The sequence below is a fragment of the Pelosinus propionicus DSM 13327 genome, assembly GCF_900114615.1.
GTDB classification, from domain to species: Bacteria; Bacillota; Negativicutes; order DSM-13327; family DSM-13327; genus Pelosinus; species Pelosinus propionicus.
In genome coordinates this window covers 1-14358 of sequence record NZ_FOTS01000006.1, presented here as the reverse complement: position 1 = coordinate 14358, position 14358 = coordinate 1, and the positions used below count along the sequence as shown (strand labels likewise).

Here is a 14358-nt window from a genome sequence, read left to right as displayed (position 1 = left end):
GCGAAGGTGGGGTAAATAAATGCGACAGTTATTAAAAATTATTAATCAGGAAAATAAAAAGAATCCTCTGACAGATGAAGAAATTGCTGCCCAATTAGGGATGGGAAGGAGTGATGTAGTCAAGCTCAGGCGATCACTGGGCATTGGAAATTCAAGACAGAGAATGAGAGAATTACTGGAAAAAGAGATTCATGTTTTAGTAAACAAGTATCCTAATTTGTCAGAAAGGGCATTGACCCAAAAGTTAAATGAAAATGGTTTTGGTGTCTCCAGGCATATGGTTAGTGACTTATATCAGCAGATGAAAATGCAAGGTGCCTTTTCCGCAGCAAAACCAGAATCGCCTAACAGTAGTGAGGTCAATAATCTGCCAGTGAAACAAACACAAACCGCTTTTGATGCTTTAATCGGCGCGCAAGGCAGTTTGCGGACGCAAGTAGAGCTGGCTAAGGCGGCCGTTTTTTACCCGCATAAGGGGCTGCATACCTTAATTGCTGGGGCAACTGGTGTTGGAAAAAGTGAATTAGCTTATTGTATGCACCGTTTTGCTTTGGAATCTGGCACAAAACCAAGTGATACTCCTTTTGTGGTTTTTAACTGCGCCGATTATGCAGAGACACCACAGTTATTACTGGCGCAATTGTTTGGTTATGTGAAAGGCGCTTTCACCGGCGCGGAAGTGGATAAAGAAGGTTTAGTGGAAAAAGCCAATCAAGGGATTTTATTTTTAGACGAAATTCACAGGCTGCCGCCGGAAGGACAAGAAATTCTTTATTATCTAATTGATAAAGGAAAGTTCCGGCGGCTGGGGGAAAGTGATACCTTCCGTAATGTAAGTTTGATGCTGATTGCGGCGACGACAGAAAATATCGAGTCATTTCTGCTGCTGCCTTTTCGCCGACGTATTCCAATGGTAATTGAGCTGCCAGCCATCGCCCAGCGTCCTTTGGAAGAACGATTTCAAATCATTGTAAGTTTTATTCGTGAGGAAGTCAGCCGTATCAAATTGACAATGAGGATTTCGTATAACGCAGTAGTTGCCTTACTGATGTATGAATGTCATGGCAATATTGGTCAATTGCGATCAGATATACAGGTTGCCTGTGCCCGGGCTTTTCTGAAGAATATGGCACAAAAAGAAAAAATATTAAAGATAGAAATTAATGATTTAACCCATCAAGTTGTTAAAGGGTTGCTGCTTTTAAATGAGCAGCGTCCTATCATAGAAAAAATTCTCCAGGGGGATCTGGAGATCTCCCCGACTGACGAACAAAGGGCACCATTAGTGGAACCTACGTATTTATTGCCGAATGAAGTATATCAGGAAATTGAAGACAATTATATTAAAATGGAAAATCAGGGAATCGATCTTGCGATTATCAATCGTGTCATCAGTGATGAACTTGAGGCTAAGGTACGGCAGCTCATTAAGCAGGCGCAAGGCAATAAGCAAAACCTGATTCGGCAGGATTTAGAAAAAATTGTGGGCGGAAAAATCGTCAATGCCGTTGATCGAATGATAAAGCTGGCTAGAACCCGGCTGCCAGATATTGATGATAGTTTGTTATATTGTTTGGCTACCCATTTAGCTGCCTCTTATGAACGCATCCGGATGAATCATAAGCTGATTGTCAATCCTCAACTTCAGAAGATGCAGGCTGAATATCCGGCAGAGTATGAATTGGCAGAGAGAATGGCACAAATCGCTTCTTATTATCTTGGAATGGACCTGCCGGAAGATGAGACAGCTTTTATTGCGATGTACTTAAAATCGTATGCTAAAAAAGATCATCTACATGAAGTTCATGTGGGGGTTGTGGTACTCACCCACGGACGGGTAGCCGAGGGAATGGTGCAGGTCGCGAATCGACTGCTCGGTGTTGATTATGCTAAAGCTTTGGAAATGCCATTAGAGGAGAGTTCTCAAGATACATTGCAGCGGGCTATGCATATCGTACGGCAGGCGGATAATGGCAAAGGGGTTCTGATGTTAGTGGATATGGGGTCTTTGGTGGGGTTCGGCAAGCTGATTACCGATAGTACAGGTATAGTAACGCGTATGGTAACTAGGGTTAATACACCGATGGTGATTGAAGCGGTACGCAAGGCATTGGCTCCGGATGCGGATATTGAGGAAATTGCTAATGCGCTGCACTGGGACAATTCAAACTATGAAATGGATTTGTGCCATATAAGCACAATTCATCATTTGACAGATGCAATTGTAACTATTTGCCTTACCGGTCAGGGAACGGCAGAGTGGATGGCAAAAATGATTGCCGATTATATGCCGCAATGTCTGAAACAGATAGAGATCATTACCATGGGAGCTTTAGTAGAAGAAGATCTGCAGACCCGTTTAAGGCAAATCGGGCAGAATTATAATCTTCTGGCTGTGATAGGAACCTTGGGTACAGTGGTACCCGGCATTCCGTTTATTACCGCGAAGGAGATTGTAAAAGGAAATGGCTTGGAAAAATTAAAGAGGATTATACAATTGCGCGGCAGCTCCTCAAATAAAGCAGGAATGATTTACTCTGAGGCTGGACAGTACTCGCAAAATGGATTAATTCGACCGGAACTTGTATTGCTGAACTGCTCCCCTAAAAACAAAAATGAAGTCTTGAATACGTTGGCTCAGACATTAATGAGTCAGGGACATGTACGAGAACAATACATCGTATCCATTTATGAGCGTGAGGCATTAGCGCAAACCTTATTTCAGGATGTGGCATTGCCACACGGCAGTCCGGAATATATCCTGAAGCCAGCTATTGCAGTGATGACGCTTCAAGAGCCGATCGAGTGGGTTGATGGGTATCGGGTAGAGATTGTATTTATGCTGGCTCTCAACAATTATCAAAAAAATGAATTTAAAAAATTATATTTCTTGTTAAATGACCGCGACCAGCTGATGAAAATGAAGCAATCCAAAAATATAGAACAATTTATGAGGGTGATTACAGATGGGCAAATGTTTTGAATTTGACGAAAAAGTGATAGCCGTTGGTTTGGAAGTCCGTGATAGAGAGGATGCATTGCGGCAGATGTCACAAATGCTGTATAAGGCGGGATATGTCCGCGATACCTACAGTGAGGCTATTATCCGGCGTGAGCGCTCTTTTCCTACTGGATTGCCAACAGGAGAAAATGGAGTGGCAATTCCACACACTGACATATGCCATGTCATAGCGCCGATGATTGCCGTTGGGATTTTTAAAACACCTGTCGAGTTTCAAAACATGGGTGACATTGAGGAGGCAATACATGTAAAAATTATATTTATGCTAGCTATGAATCATTGTGACAATCAAGTGAAATTATTATCCGAATTGATGCAGATCATTCAGGATCAGTCCTTGTTGAATCAACTGTGCATAACACAATCAGTAACAGATATTAGCCGGCTGCTAAAGGATAAAATTCACTTTTAAACAGTGAAAAGAAAAGATGAAGAAAAGAGGTAAAACAAGATGAAAACATTTCGTGTACTTACCATTTGCGGCACAGGAATTGCTACTTCAACCGTTGCTGCAGAAAAATGTAAGCAATATTTGACGAAACGGGGGTTGAAAGTAGAAGTGGTTGAATGTAAAGCAGTAGAAGCGTCTGGGAAAATTCCCGTATATTCTCCCCATGTGGTAGTTGCAACGACTCCGGTTAATGATAGTGCATTACATGGCACCAAGAAATTTAGCGGATTACCGTTTTTGACGGGCATGGGTATGGATAAGTTAGCTGATGAAATTGCTGCTTATTTGCAGAGTTTAGAGTAGGATCTTACTACTCTAAACTTTTAGAATACAATCTTTGCAGAACCCTAGAGAAGATATAACCCAAATATGGAGGAGGAAAGTTTGTGCAAATAATAAATTTTATTCTTGATTTAGGACCTACGGTCATGATGCCGATCATTATTATGCTTTTAGGATTGCTTTTTCGGCAGGGGTTTCCTAGGGCTTTTCGTTCTGGTTTAACGATCGGTATGGGGTTTGCCGGAATATTCCTGGTTATAAGTATGCTTACCAGCAATTTGTCGCCAGCAACCCAGGCTATGGTTACAAACTGGGGACTGCATCTTGATGTAATGGATGTTGGCTGGCCGATCGCTGCGGCGATCAGCTTTGGTACACCGATTGTTCCAGCCGTTTTTATTATGGGTCTGTTCATTAACGTTTTGATGCTGTCTATGAACTGGACCAAAACGATGGATATTGATTTATGGAATTACTGGCATTTTATCTTTTCTGGTGCATTGATTATGTATCTGACAAACAGTGCTATTCTGGGCATTATTGCCTCCGGCATTACCATTGTAATTATTCTTAAGCTGGCTGATTGGACGCAGCCGTATGTGGCAAAAGTTTTTGATATGCCGGGCATATCATTACCGCATACGGAGTCCATATCCTGGGCTCCTCTTGGAATATTGTTAAATAAAGTAATTGACAATATTCCTGGCATCAATAAGATTGATATTAATCCGGAAAAGATTCAAGAACGGTTTGGTGTTTTTGGAGAGCCTATGTTAATTGGTCTGGTTCTTGGTGCATTTATTGGAATATTGGCAGGATATACTGTAGAAAGTGTTGTCAAGTTAAGCGTGAATATGGCAGCTGTACTTTTCCTGATGCCGCGAATGGTTCGTATTTTAATGGAAGGTCTATTACCATTGTCTGAAAGCGGACGTGAATATCTTAGCAATCGATTTCCTGGCAAAGAAGTATTTATCGGTTTGGATGCTGCTGTTGTTATTGGTCACCCTTCAGTAATGGCTGTTTGCATTTTAATGATTCCGATTACCCTGCTCTTGGCTGCTGTTCTTCCGGGTAATAGAATTCTGCCCTTCACTGATCTAGCTGGTTTGCCCTTCTGCTTACTTTGGGCTGTAGCTCCCTCGAAAGGAAATGTCTTTAGGGGACTTATTATCAGCACGATTTTTATGGTTGGTATATTATATATTGCAACCGATTTGGCACCAGTTACTACTTTGATGGCAAAACAAGTAAACTTCCCATTCCCTGAAGGTACTGCTGCCATTTCTTCTCTTGATGGGGGGGCTCATCTAATTCCTTATATCATATTTAAAATGGTTGGAATTTTCCATTAATTTAGAGTTGACTATATATCGTAAGGCTAAACTCGTCGGTACTACAATCCGATCATTAGCATTGAATAAAGGAGGTAACTTATGGTTTATGAAATGATGAGAGCCATGGCTGGACCTTATCTGAGCAGCATGGTAGATTCATATATTTCTCATCAGGATGTCCTTAATGGTGCTGTTGTTGCCGGAGGACTTGCTTGGCGGGTGTATAAGCAGAAAAAATGGAAACAGATCAGGCCTAAAGAGAAGCAAAAAGAGATATTCTTCAATCGAATTTAAATCCTAAAAGACTGCCGAATTACGCTATTGTTATTCAAATGAAAATTGTAGACCAATCAAATTCTTTATATATAAAGAATTTGATTTTTTTTAACTTTGCAATGGTAATATTATTGTCGTTTTAACGAAAAAAATAATAAAAAAATAGTAAAAAATAAATAAAAAAAAGCAATAAAAAATAATTGACTATTCTAAAAAATGAAAGTATACTAAGTGTAAACATAGGTAAAGGCGCTGAACAAATGTAAAAATAAGCGAGATATTGTGAATAAATAAAGTAGGAGGACGAGTAAATGCTGGGATTAAATTATAAATTAGAAGAATTAGAAAAGAACGGAAAGAACATATTGACAGGTATCATTGGAGCGGGGCAGATGGGAAAAGGTATGATCAGTCAGATGACCCTGATGAAAGGCATGACACCGGCAGTCGTTGTAGATATTAATATAGAAAATGCCAAAAAAGCATTTTTGCATGCAGGAATTGATGAAAGTAATATTAAATATGCTAAGACTGCTGCCGAAGCAGATGCGTTTATTAAAGAAGGCAAGTCTGTTATTGGGGATCATAGTGATGTTGCTACTAAATCGGAAGTCATCCAAGTTGTTATTGATGCAACAGGAGTGACAGAAGTAGGAGCAAAAATTGCTTTAGATACGATACTTGGCAAGAAACATATTGTAATGTTGAATGCAGAAGCGGATGTTGTAATTGGACCCATCCTAAAGAAATTTGCTGACGCGGCAGGTGTTATTTATACTGGGGCTGCAGGCGATGAGCCAGGGGCAGTGAAGGAACTATATGATTTTGCAGTAGCGTCAGGGTTCGAGGTTAGGGTAATCGGAAAAGGTAAAAATAACGTACTGGATTTTGATTGTAACCCAGATACTGTTTTGGAAGAAGCTACTAGAAGGGGCGTTAGTCCGCACATGCTGGCATCATTTAAAGAAGGAACGAAAACAATGGTTGAGATGGCATGTATGTCTAATGCTACTGGTTACATCTGCGATGTAAGAGGAGGGCATGGCATCAGTGGTGAGGTCAAGGATCTGCCGCAGTTACTTAGCTTAAAAGAAGAAAATGGAGTATTAAATCAGTATGGTGTTGTAGATTTCGTGAATGGTATTGCTCCTGGAGTATTTGTAATCGTGACAAGTAAACTGCCTGAAGTAAGAGCTGAGATGGAATACGTAAGTATGGGGAAAGGGCCTAATTATATATTGTATCGTCCCTATCATTTATGCAGCTTAGAAACTCCTTTGTCGGCAGCTAAGGCTGTATTGGATCATCAAGCCACAATTGCACCAATGGGAGGTCTAGTATCAGAAGTGATAACCGTTGCTAAAAAGGATCTAAAAGCAGGTGATCATTTAGATGGAATTGGTGGATATACTGTCTATGGAACAATTGAAAGATATGAAATAGCGAAACAAATGAATGCCCTGCCTGTTGGCTTAGTCAACAAAGATACAATATTAAAACAAGATGTTAAGAAGGGTGATCTTATTACCTATGATATGGTGCAGCTGCGCGAGGATTCTTTCATTCTCCAAATGAGAAGGCTTCAAGATAAATTATTTGCATAAGAAATTCATAGAAGTTGCATTCTTTGCAATAGGGTAATGTTCTCCTAAAAATGAATAAACGTTAGTATAGGATAATTCTTAGTTTCCTGAAGGATTGAAGAAATTATTATTGTCAATTTGTGGTTAATACTATATTATTTTGGTGAACTGGATAAATATACTAACAACATAATTGGGGGGAGCAGATATGCAAAAGATAGTTGATGATAGTCGTCTAATTGTGAAATGCTGTAAATTATATTATGAAGAGTATTATACGCAAAATGAAATTAGTAATATCCTGGGAGTTTCAAGGCCTACGATTTCAAGACTGTTAAAAGAGGGGCGAGATTTAGGCATTGTAAAGATTGAAATTATTAACCCTTTTGAGCGTGATTTTGAGGAATTGGAGAGGCGAACTGAACAGCGGTTTAAGATTAGAGAAGTGCTCATTGTTGAAGATGAGGCTGACGAAGTGATGCAAAAAAGACAGCTGGCAAAAGCGGCTGCCAAATATTTGCGAAGGATTGTAAAAGATGGTGATACTCTTGGAATTTCAATGGGAACTACTCTTAAGGCAATTGCAGAACATATCAATAGTAACGAAAAAAGAAAATTAACCTTCATTCCTTTGATTGGAGGGGTAGGGCAATCTAAAATTGATATTCATCCGAATGATATTGTTATGGGATTTGCACAAGCTTTTGGTGGAAATTTTAAATTGCTGCATGCCCCTGCTGTAGTCAGTAACGAAAATGTAAAAAAAGCACTGCTAAAAGAACAGAGTATTAAAGAAGTGATTGATCATTCCAAGTTGTGTAATATTGGCATTGTGGGAATTGGTTCACCGACAGATATGGGGTCAACGATGATGACTTCAGGATATTTTAATGAAGATGATACGAATGAATTTGCTCAAATAGGTGTAGTAGGAGATATCTGCCTGCAATTTTACGATATAAATGGTAATGCGGATCGATTTGATTTTAATAAGAGAGTGGTAGGAATTAATTTAACGGATTTAAAAGAAATTGAAACGGTGATTGGCGTAGCTTGTGGTGAGAAAAAAGTAAAGGCAATAATTGGTGCTTTGCATAGCAAAGTCATTGATGTACTCATCACAAACTATAGTAATGCAGTAGCAATTAATGATTATAAAAATGATAAGTAGAAAGAGATAAAATGATTTATGTGGCGGTCTAGTTCGTTTCAAGGGAAAGTATTCATCATTTTCAAGTTGAATCTTTCTATTTTCCCTTAAAATATTATTAGAAAATTTGGAATTATCGGTCAAGACATCTTAAACTACTATTGTTTACAGAAAAAAAGGAGGAAAAGTATGGAAAAATTACTGCTGATTGCCTTCTTGTTTTATGTCCTGCAAATGATTTTAACGTATTTTCAAGTAAAAGACTTTCGAAGTAATGTTGATGAACTAAGAAAAAAAGGAGTTATTGGCATCGGTTCAAAAAAAAGAAAGCTGTCTGCTGGTACGATTGTTATTCTGGTCAGCAATGAAGTCGGAGATATTATAGAAGGTCGAATGATGAAAGGGTTTAGCATCTTAGCTAGATTCAAGAATTTTAAAGAAGTTAATGGGTGCAGCATCAGTCAACTAAAAGAAAAAATACACAGAGAAGACAGTAAGAATACAGCAATGCTGGATGCGTTAAATCAGATTGAAAGTCAATTATTAAAGCTGCAGGCTATGTAATTGATTTGTCTATATGGATTCGTACGTTTGGAAAGGAGGCGTTAGGGAAGTCGTTTAAATGGGGAAAATGGTACAAGGAAAAAGTAAAGGGAGGTAAAATTTCATGCTGGTATTAGCGCACTTAGCTCAAAGTTTCATTGCACTATTTCAAAAAGGTGGAGAAGTTTTTGTAGGCTTAGTTACGGGGATTCTTCCGACACTGATTGTTCTTATTACGGCGGTAAACTCATTGATTGGTTTAATTGGAGAAGAACGAGTGAATCGGATTGCCAAGGCTGCCACGAAAAATATTATTTTACGCTATACGATATTTCCTATTATGGCTGTATTTTTTCTAACGAATCCAATTTGCTATAGTTTTGGCAGGTTTTTGCCGGAAAAGTATAAACCTGCATTTATGGATGCGTCCATATCTTTTGTTCATCCGATTACTGGTTTGTTTCCGCATGCCAATGCTGCTGAATTATTTGTATGGGTAGGGATTTCCAGCGGTATCACAGCTTTGGGTCTTCCGTTAGGTGAATTAGCAGTCCGCTATTTTATTACTGGTGTGATTGTAATCTTAATTAGAGGCATTTTAACGGAAAGAATGACCATCTATATGATGAATCGCAAAAATAATCAAACCGTAAAGGCATAATTGGGCGAAAAGTAATGATAGGGAGGCGGGAGTGTTATGAGTAATGCAGTTCGAATTGAAAAAGGTCCAGGTGGATTTGGTGGTCCTTTGATTATAAGAACCACAGAAACAAGGAATAAAGTAGTGTGTATCACTGGTGGTGATCTTCATCCTGTAGCAGTTAAAATTGCAGAAATGCTTGGTGCAGAGCTGGTAAATGGATTTAAAACAGGTGTTCCCGATGATCAGATTGCTGTTGCCGTTGTTGATTGCGGCGGTACTGCACGCTGCGGTGTATATCCGAAAAAAAGAATTTTCACTGTGAATGTATTGCCTGTAGGAAAGTCCGGACCGTTAGCTCAGTTTATTACAGAAGACATTTATGTTTCAGGTGTTAAGGAATCCTGCCTTACCTTATTTGAAGGGGAATATACTCCTCCTGAACCTTCAACTGCGCCAGCAGCAGCTACGCAGCAAGCAGCGCAGGAAGCTCCGGCAGAAAAGGGAAATATCCTGGCTCGATTTGGTAAAGCCGTAGGTGGCGTAGTCGGGGTTTTCTTTCAATCCGGTCGTCATACAATTAATACGGTTATGACCAGCATTCTACCCTTTATGGCTTTCGTAAGTATGATTATTGGTATCATTTTGCAGTCAGGTCTAGGAAATATTGTGGCAAATGTAGTTTCTCCTTATGCAGGAAGCCTTCCTGGATTATTGATTATATCTGTTATATGCTCTCTGCCAGTATTATCGCCGATGCTAGGACCAGGTGCAGTTATTGCTCAGGTAGTAGGCGTTTTGATTGGTGTTGAAATTGGTGCAGGCCATATTCCTCCACAGTTTGCTCTGCCGGCCTTATTTGCGATCAATCCTCAAGTTGGCTGCGACTTCTTGCCTGTGGGCTTGAGCTTAGGTGAGGCGGAACCAGAAACGATTGAACTTGGGGTACCTGTTATCCTCATGTCAAGATTGGTGACAGGTCCTTTATCGGTAGTAATTGCTTATTTCATGGGCATAGGATTATTTGGTTAAATGTAGAGAAATATTGCTTCTCTTATGGTTGATTCCTGAAGACACACATTATGAAATGAGAGGGAAGTGAATGATGAAATATGAAGTTGTAGTGACGAGCATAGGAGATATGGCTAGCGAATTAATGGAATCTACTGGGGATCTTATTATCTTTGATACATGCCCTTTAGATGGCTTAGAAGAAATTTCGATTATGCACACAACAGGAGAAATTAAAAGACCAATTCAAGTTGGCGATAGAGTAACCTTAGGAAAAACACAATATACGATTACGGCTATTGGAGATGAGGCACTTAAAACGTTGGAGGAATTGGGACACTGCACATTTAAATTCACTGGCAGCGATACAGTCGAATTGCCAGGGCAGATTGAATTAAGGGGCGAAGGTCATCCGGAGATCTCTCTGCATGATATTATTCGAATCGAAGGCAATTAAAAAAGTAAGAAAATTGCTATTTGTCTCCTTAAAGAACAAATAGCAATTTTTTTAAAAACGATGTGCTGATGGGATGCCGCATCAAGATTTGCAAAATACGGTTTATAACCTTGAGAAATAAATAAGAGTCAGAAAAGATGAGTATTCTTTCTAAAAATATGAATAGGATGTGATGGCAATGAAATTGACATTGGATACGATCGGTAGATTAGAAAGTAATGATTTTTTAAATGCCAAATTGGAATGCCAATGTGGAAAACCACATAGTATCAATATTGAAAAAGTAATTATTGAAAAGGATGCTCTGAATCAAGTGCCAGATGTAGTCAAAACATTAGGTGCGAAAAAAGTGTTGCTTGTTGCTGATACAAATACGTATGAAGTAGCTGGGAAGAGAGTCGCTTCGCTGCTTGCAGAACAACATTTATCTTATAAGTCTTACGTATATAAAGTGACTCGAGATTTAGTGCCAGATGAAGAGGCAGTTGGAAAATTGCTGTTGCAGGTCGAAAAAAATACAGATCTCATAGTTACAGTAGGATCAGGAACTTTAAATGATATTGTAAAATTCATCAGCCGTAGAACCAATATCCCGTCTATTGTAGTGGCGACTGCACCTTCTATGGATGGATATGCTTCTGACAGCTCCGCATTAATTATTGATAATCTAAAAACCAGTGTGGAATCTTCCTATCCGAAAGTTATTATTGGTGACACTGAGATTTTAAAGAAAGCACCTATGCGGATGATTTTAGCAGGTCTTGGGGATATGATCGGAAAATATTCTGCATTAAGTGACTGGCAGATAAGCCGCATCGTAAATAATGAGTATTATTGTGATGTCACTGCTAAAATTTCAAGCGATGCGATTAAGAAATGTGTTGATAATATTGATGGGGTAAAAAATCGAGAAGACATTGCAATTGAAAATGTTATGGATGGTTTAGTTCGTACAGGGATTGCAATGAGTTTTGTAGGAAATTCTCGTCCGGCATCAGGGGCGGAACATCATATTTCTCACTTTTGGGAGATGAAGTTCTTATTTGAAGGTAAAGAAGCTTTGCTGCATGGTACAAAGGTAGGATTGACTAGTATTATTGTAGCCAGACTCTATGAAATGTTAGTAGAAAAACAAGTTGATTTTGAGGAAGCGGTAGGCAAGGCTCGTATTTTTGATGAAAAGGCGTGGCGAGAATCAATCAGTGAACTTTATGGAAAGGCTGCACCTGGTATTTTGTCTATGAGCGAAAAGGATGGCAGAAATTCCATAGAAGCAAGAATTTCTAGAATTCAAGTCATCAAGGAAAATTTCCCCCAAATTATTAACATTGCCAAGGAGGCAGAAAAAGCAGACCGAGTTGAAAGTTTAATGAAGGGAGCTGGAGCACCCATTAAGCCAGAGGAAGTTGGTGTTGATCAACAAACCGTGTTGGATAGCCTCTTGGTAGCAAAAGAAGTGCGTCCCCGTTATACCATTCTTAACTTATTATCTGACTTGGGACTATTAGAAGAGTTCACCCACGATATTAAAAAATATATATAATTATAGAAAGGAGTCATGTTGATGGAGCCAGTAATAAATACGACACAGCAGCAAGAGATATTGAGAAAGATCAAATGCTTCGTTATGGATTTAGATGGTACTGTATATTTGGGGAAACGGATTTTAGACGGTGCGATAGACTTTTTGCATACGCTGGAAAAGAACAAAATTAAATTTAAATTTTTTACGAACAACTCTTCCAAAAATACCAAGGTATATGTGGACCGTATTCGTAATATGGGGTATTACGTAGAAGAAGATATGATGCTTATTTCTAATCATGTTATTATCAATTATCTGAAAAAGCATGCGGCAGATCAAACTGTCTTTGTTCTGGGCAATGAATATCTGCAAAATGATTTTAAGGAAGCTGGGATTTTATTAGTAGATGAAAATCCCGACATTGTGGTTGTCGGCTTTGATACTTCTCTGGCTTATGATAATTTGACGAAAGCATGTACTTTCATTCGAAATGGAGCAAGGTTTTTAGCAGTGAATCCTGATTTTAATTGTCCCATAGAAGGCGGATATATTCCCGATTGTGGAGCCATATGCGCATTAATTACGGCATCAACTGGTGCTAAGCCTGAGTATTTTGGTAAGCCGACAGCTCATACGCTGCAGTATATATTAGAAAATACTGGCTGCCAAGAAGATGAAATTGCGATTGTTGGAGATCGACTATATACAGATATTGCTCTTGGAAAAGGAAATAATGTAACAACGATTCTAGTGTTGTCTGGTGAAAGTCAATTAGTGGACATTCCTGAAAGTGAAGTAAAGCCTACACTGGTATTCCCTTCATTAAAGCAAGTTAAGGAAGCATTGGAAGAAACTTGCTAGGGCAATCATACGTCTCTTCCAGGAAACGTTAAAATGCAGAGTACGCAAAGACACAAAGATATGTTAAAATAGACTCTTTTGTGTGCTTTGCGTCTTTGCTTTTTATATTAAACGCCATGGCAGAATCCATGGGAAAGGTATTGCCGATGAATAGATATAAAGGAGTTATCTTTGATTTAGATGGTACTTTATTGGATACATTGAGTGATATTTCTAATAGTGTGAACGAGGTTCTTGCCAGCTATGGGTATCCTATACATGCAAAAGAAGAGTATCGAGCAATAATTGATAAAGATTTTCATGACTTAATTGAGCAAAGTATGCCGGAAGATATAGAACTGGCATATATTGAAGAAGGGGTAGAGAAATTTATCAAAGCGTATCATAAAAACTACAAGAAAGAAACAAAACCATATGGAGGAATTGTTTCTTTGCTGAAAGCTTTCAATCATGAGGGGATGCCAATAGCCGTAAATTCTAACAAGCGTAATGATTATACTAATAAACTACTGCGATATTTGTTTCCTGATGTTGTCTTTAGCGCTATTTATGGTGAGCGTGCTGGTTTTGCTAAAAAGCCCGATCCTCTAGCTGCCTTAGAAATTGCCAAGCAAATGCAGCTTGATTCCAAAGAAGTATTATATGTTGGTGATTCTAAAACAGATATGCTTACAGCGAAAAACGCTGGCATGGATAGTATTGGCGTGTTGTGGGGATTTCGTGATGAGGTAGAATTAAGTGATCACAATGTCACTTATGTCGTAAAACAGCCACAAGACATTTATAATATTGTGTTTCTAGAATCAGCCACGAATTCTTTGTAATTGGAGTTTTCTCATGGGATCAAGTAATTTAATTATAGAAATACGTATTGATTGTGATTTTGCTTCTTTAAATAGAAGGGGCTGTCTCAATAAGAAATTGAGATAGTCCCTTATATGTATTAAAAATACAAGAGGCAGGTTCCGAAGAACCTGCCTCTTGGTGTAGAATTAAACTGCTATGAAAAACTTTACACATATAAATCCTACAACAAAAACAAATTCATATCAACTAGTTTTACCGCTTCCTATCGAAATCCTCATACCAGAAAACGATTCGGTCAGGCTGTTAAGTAAGATAATGGATCAACTTGATTATTCGCTGTTATACAAAGCGTATTCTCGTAAAGGCAGAAAATCAGTAGTCTCACCTAAAATGCTTTTCAAAATTATCGTTTA

At 38.7% G+C, this 14358-nt stretch carries 14 protein-coding genes and 1 pseudogene; all 15 read left to right on the top strand.

Annotated features, from left to right (window positions below):
• Positions 1 to 19 precede the first annotated feature (19 nt).
• A complete protein-coding gene (locus BMZ99_RS04240; RefSeq protein ID WP_090933271.1) occupies positions 20 to 2983 on the top strand; it encodes a sigma 54-interacting transcriptional regulator in 2964 nt (987 codons plus the stop codon).
• Positions 2967 to 3434, top strand: coding sequence for a PTS sugar transporter subunit IIA (locus BMZ99_RS04235; protein WP_090933269.1), 468 nt, complete (start codon positions 2967 to 2969; stop codon positions 3432 to 3434). The genes BMZ99_RS04240 and BMZ99_RS04235 overlap by 17 nt, the downstream gene beginning before the upstream one ends.
• A 39-nt stretch (positions 3435 to 3473) precedes the next feature.
• Complete coding sequence (locus tag BMZ99_RS04230) at positions 3474 to 3776, top strand: PTS sugar transporter subunit IIB (RefSeq protein ID WP_090933267.1); 303 nt, start codon at positions 3474 to 3476, stop codon at positions 3774 to 3776.
• Positions 3777 to 3859: 83 nt separating this feature from the next.
• Positions 3860 to 5110 carry a PTS galactitol transporter subunit IIC gene (locus BMZ99_RS04225; protein ID WP_090933265.1) on the top strand — a complete coding sequence of 417 codons (1251 nt, stop codon included), beginning with the start codon at positions 3860 to 3862 and terminating at the stop codon, positions 5108 to 5110.
• A gap of 81 nt (positions 5111 to 5191) precedes the next feature.
• Positions 5192 to 5386, top strand: coding sequence for a hypothetical protein (locus BMZ99_RS04220; RefSeq protein ID WP_090933263.1), 195 nt, complete (start codon positions 5192 to 5194; stop codon positions 5384 to 5386).
• A gap of 293 nt (positions 5387 to 5679) precedes the next feature.
• The gene (locus BMZ99_RS04215) at positions 5680 to 6972 is read left to right on the top strand and encodes an NAD(P)H-dependent oxidoreductase (RefSeq protein ID WP_090933261.1); all 1293 of its coding nucleotides are present in this window, start codon (positions 5680 to 5682) and stop codon (positions 6970 to 6972) included.
• Between the two features lie 187 nt (positions 6973 to 7159).
• The gene (locus tag BMZ99_RS04210; protein WP_090933259.1) at positions 7160 to 8122 is read left to right on the top strand and encodes a sugar-binding transcriptional regulator; all 963 of its coding nucleotides are present in this window, start codon (positions 7160 to 7162) and stop codon (positions 8120 to 8122) included.
• Positions 8123 to 8290: 168 nt separating this feature from the next.
• Complete coding sequence (locus tag BMZ99_RS04205) at positions 8291 to 8665, top strand: transcriptional regulator GutM (protein ID WP_090933257.1); 375 nt, start codon at positions 8291 to 8293, stop codon at positions 8663 to 8665.
• A gap of 103 nt (positions 8666 to 8768) precedes the next feature.
• Positions 8769 to 9305, top strand: a complete 537-nt coding sequence (gene srlA / locus BMZ99_RS04200) for a PTS glucitol/sorbitol transporter subunit IIC (RefSeq protein WP_090933255.1) — start codon at positions 8769 to 8771, stop codon at positions 9303 to 9305.
• Positions 9306 to 9341: 36 nt separating this feature from the next.
• Complete coding sequence (gene srlE / locus BMZ99_RS04195; RefSeq protein ID WP_090933253.1) at positions 9342 to 10316, top strand: PTS glucitol/sorbitol transporter subunit IIB; 975 nt, start codon at positions 9342 to 9344, stop codon at positions 10314 to 10316.
• 70 nt (positions 10317 to 10386) lie between these two features.
• On the top strand, positions 10387 to 10752 hold the full coding sequence (locus tag BMZ99_RS04190; RefSeq protein WP_090933251.1) for a PTS glucitol/sorbitol transporter subunit IIA: 366 nt from the start codon (positions 10387 to 10389) through the stop codon (positions 10750 to 10752).
• Positions 10753 to 10930: 178 nt separating this feature from the next.
• Positions 10931 to 12295, top strand: coding sequence for a sn-glycerol-1-phosphate dehydrogenase (locus BMZ99_RS04185; protein ID WP_090933248.1), 1365 nt, complete (start codon positions 10931 to 10933; stop codon positions 12293 to 12295).
• A gap of 21 nt (positions 12296 to 12316) precedes the next feature.
• Positions 12317 to 13138 (top strand): HAD-IIA family hydrolase, encoded by an 822-nt coding sequence (locus BMZ99_RS04180; protein ID WP_090933246.1) that lies wholly within the window; start codon positions 12317 to 12319, stop codon positions 13136 to 13138.
• A 146-nt stretch (positions 13139 to 13284) separates the two neighbouring features.
• On the top strand, positions 13285 to 13962 hold the full coding sequence (locus tag BMZ99_RS04175) for an HAD family hydrolase (protein WP_090933482.1): 678 nt from the start codon (positions 13285 to 13287) through the stop codon (positions 13960 to 13962).
• A 178-nt stretch (positions 13963 to 14140) separates the two neighbouring features.
• Positions 14141 to 14358: pseudogene (locus BMZ99_RS26695) on the top strand (hypothetical protein); the annotation flags it as partial.

Excerpts from the sequence above, each read along its gene's own strand:
- BMZ99_RS04240 (WP_090933271.1), top strand. The coding sequence starts at position 20 with ATGCGACAGTTATTAAAAATTATTAATCAGGAAAATAAAAAGAATCCT.
- BMZ99_RS04235 (WP_090933269.1), top strand. The coding sequence starts at position 2,967 with ATGGGCAAATGTTTTGAATTTGACGAAAAAGTGATAGCCGTTGGTTTG.
- BMZ99_RS04230 (WP_090933267.1), top strand. The coding sequence starts at position 3,474 with ATGAAAACATTTCGTGTACTTACCATTTGCGGCACAGGAATTGCTACT.
- BMZ99_RS04220 (WP_090933263.1), top strand. The coding sequence starts at position 5,192 with ATGGTTTATGAAATGATGAGAGCCATGGCTGGACCTTATCTGAGCAGC.
- BMZ99_RS04215 (WP_090933261.1), top strand. The coding sequence starts at position 5,680 with ATGCTGGGATTAAATTATAAATTAGAAGAATTAGAAAAGAACGGAAAG.
- BMZ99_RS04210 (WP_090933259.1), top strand. The coding sequence starts at position 7,160 with ATGCAAAAGATAGTTGATGATAGTCGTCTAATTGTGAAATGCTGTAAA.
- BMZ99_RS04205 (WP_090933257.1), top strand. The coding sequence starts at position 8,291 with ATGGAAAAATTACTGCTGATTGCCTTCTTGTTTTATGTCCTGCAAATG.
- srlA (WP_090933255.1), top strand. The coding sequence starts at position 8,769 with ATGCTGGTATTAGCGCACTTAGCTCAAAGTTTCATTGCACTATTTCAA.
- srlE (WP_090933253.1), top strand. The coding sequence starts at position 9,342 with ATGAGTAATGCAGTTCGAATTGAAAAAGGTCCAGGTGGATTTGGTGGT.
- BMZ99_RS04190 (WP_090933251.1), top strand. The coding sequence starts at position 10,387 with ATGATGAAATATGAAGTTGTAGTGACGAGCATAGGAGATATGGCTAGC.
- BMZ99_RS04185 (WP_090933248.1), top strand. The coding sequence starts at position 10,931 with ATGAAATTGACATTGGATACGATCGGTAGATTAGAAAGTAATGATTTT.
- BMZ99_RS04180 (WP_090933246.1), top strand. The coding sequence starts at position 12,317 with ATGGAGCCAGTAATAAATACGACACAGCAGCAAGAGATATTGAGAAAG.
- BMZ99_RS04175 (WP_090933482.1), top strand. The coding sequence starts at position 13,285 with ATGAATAGATATAAAGGAGTTATCTTTGATTTAGATGGTACTTTATTG.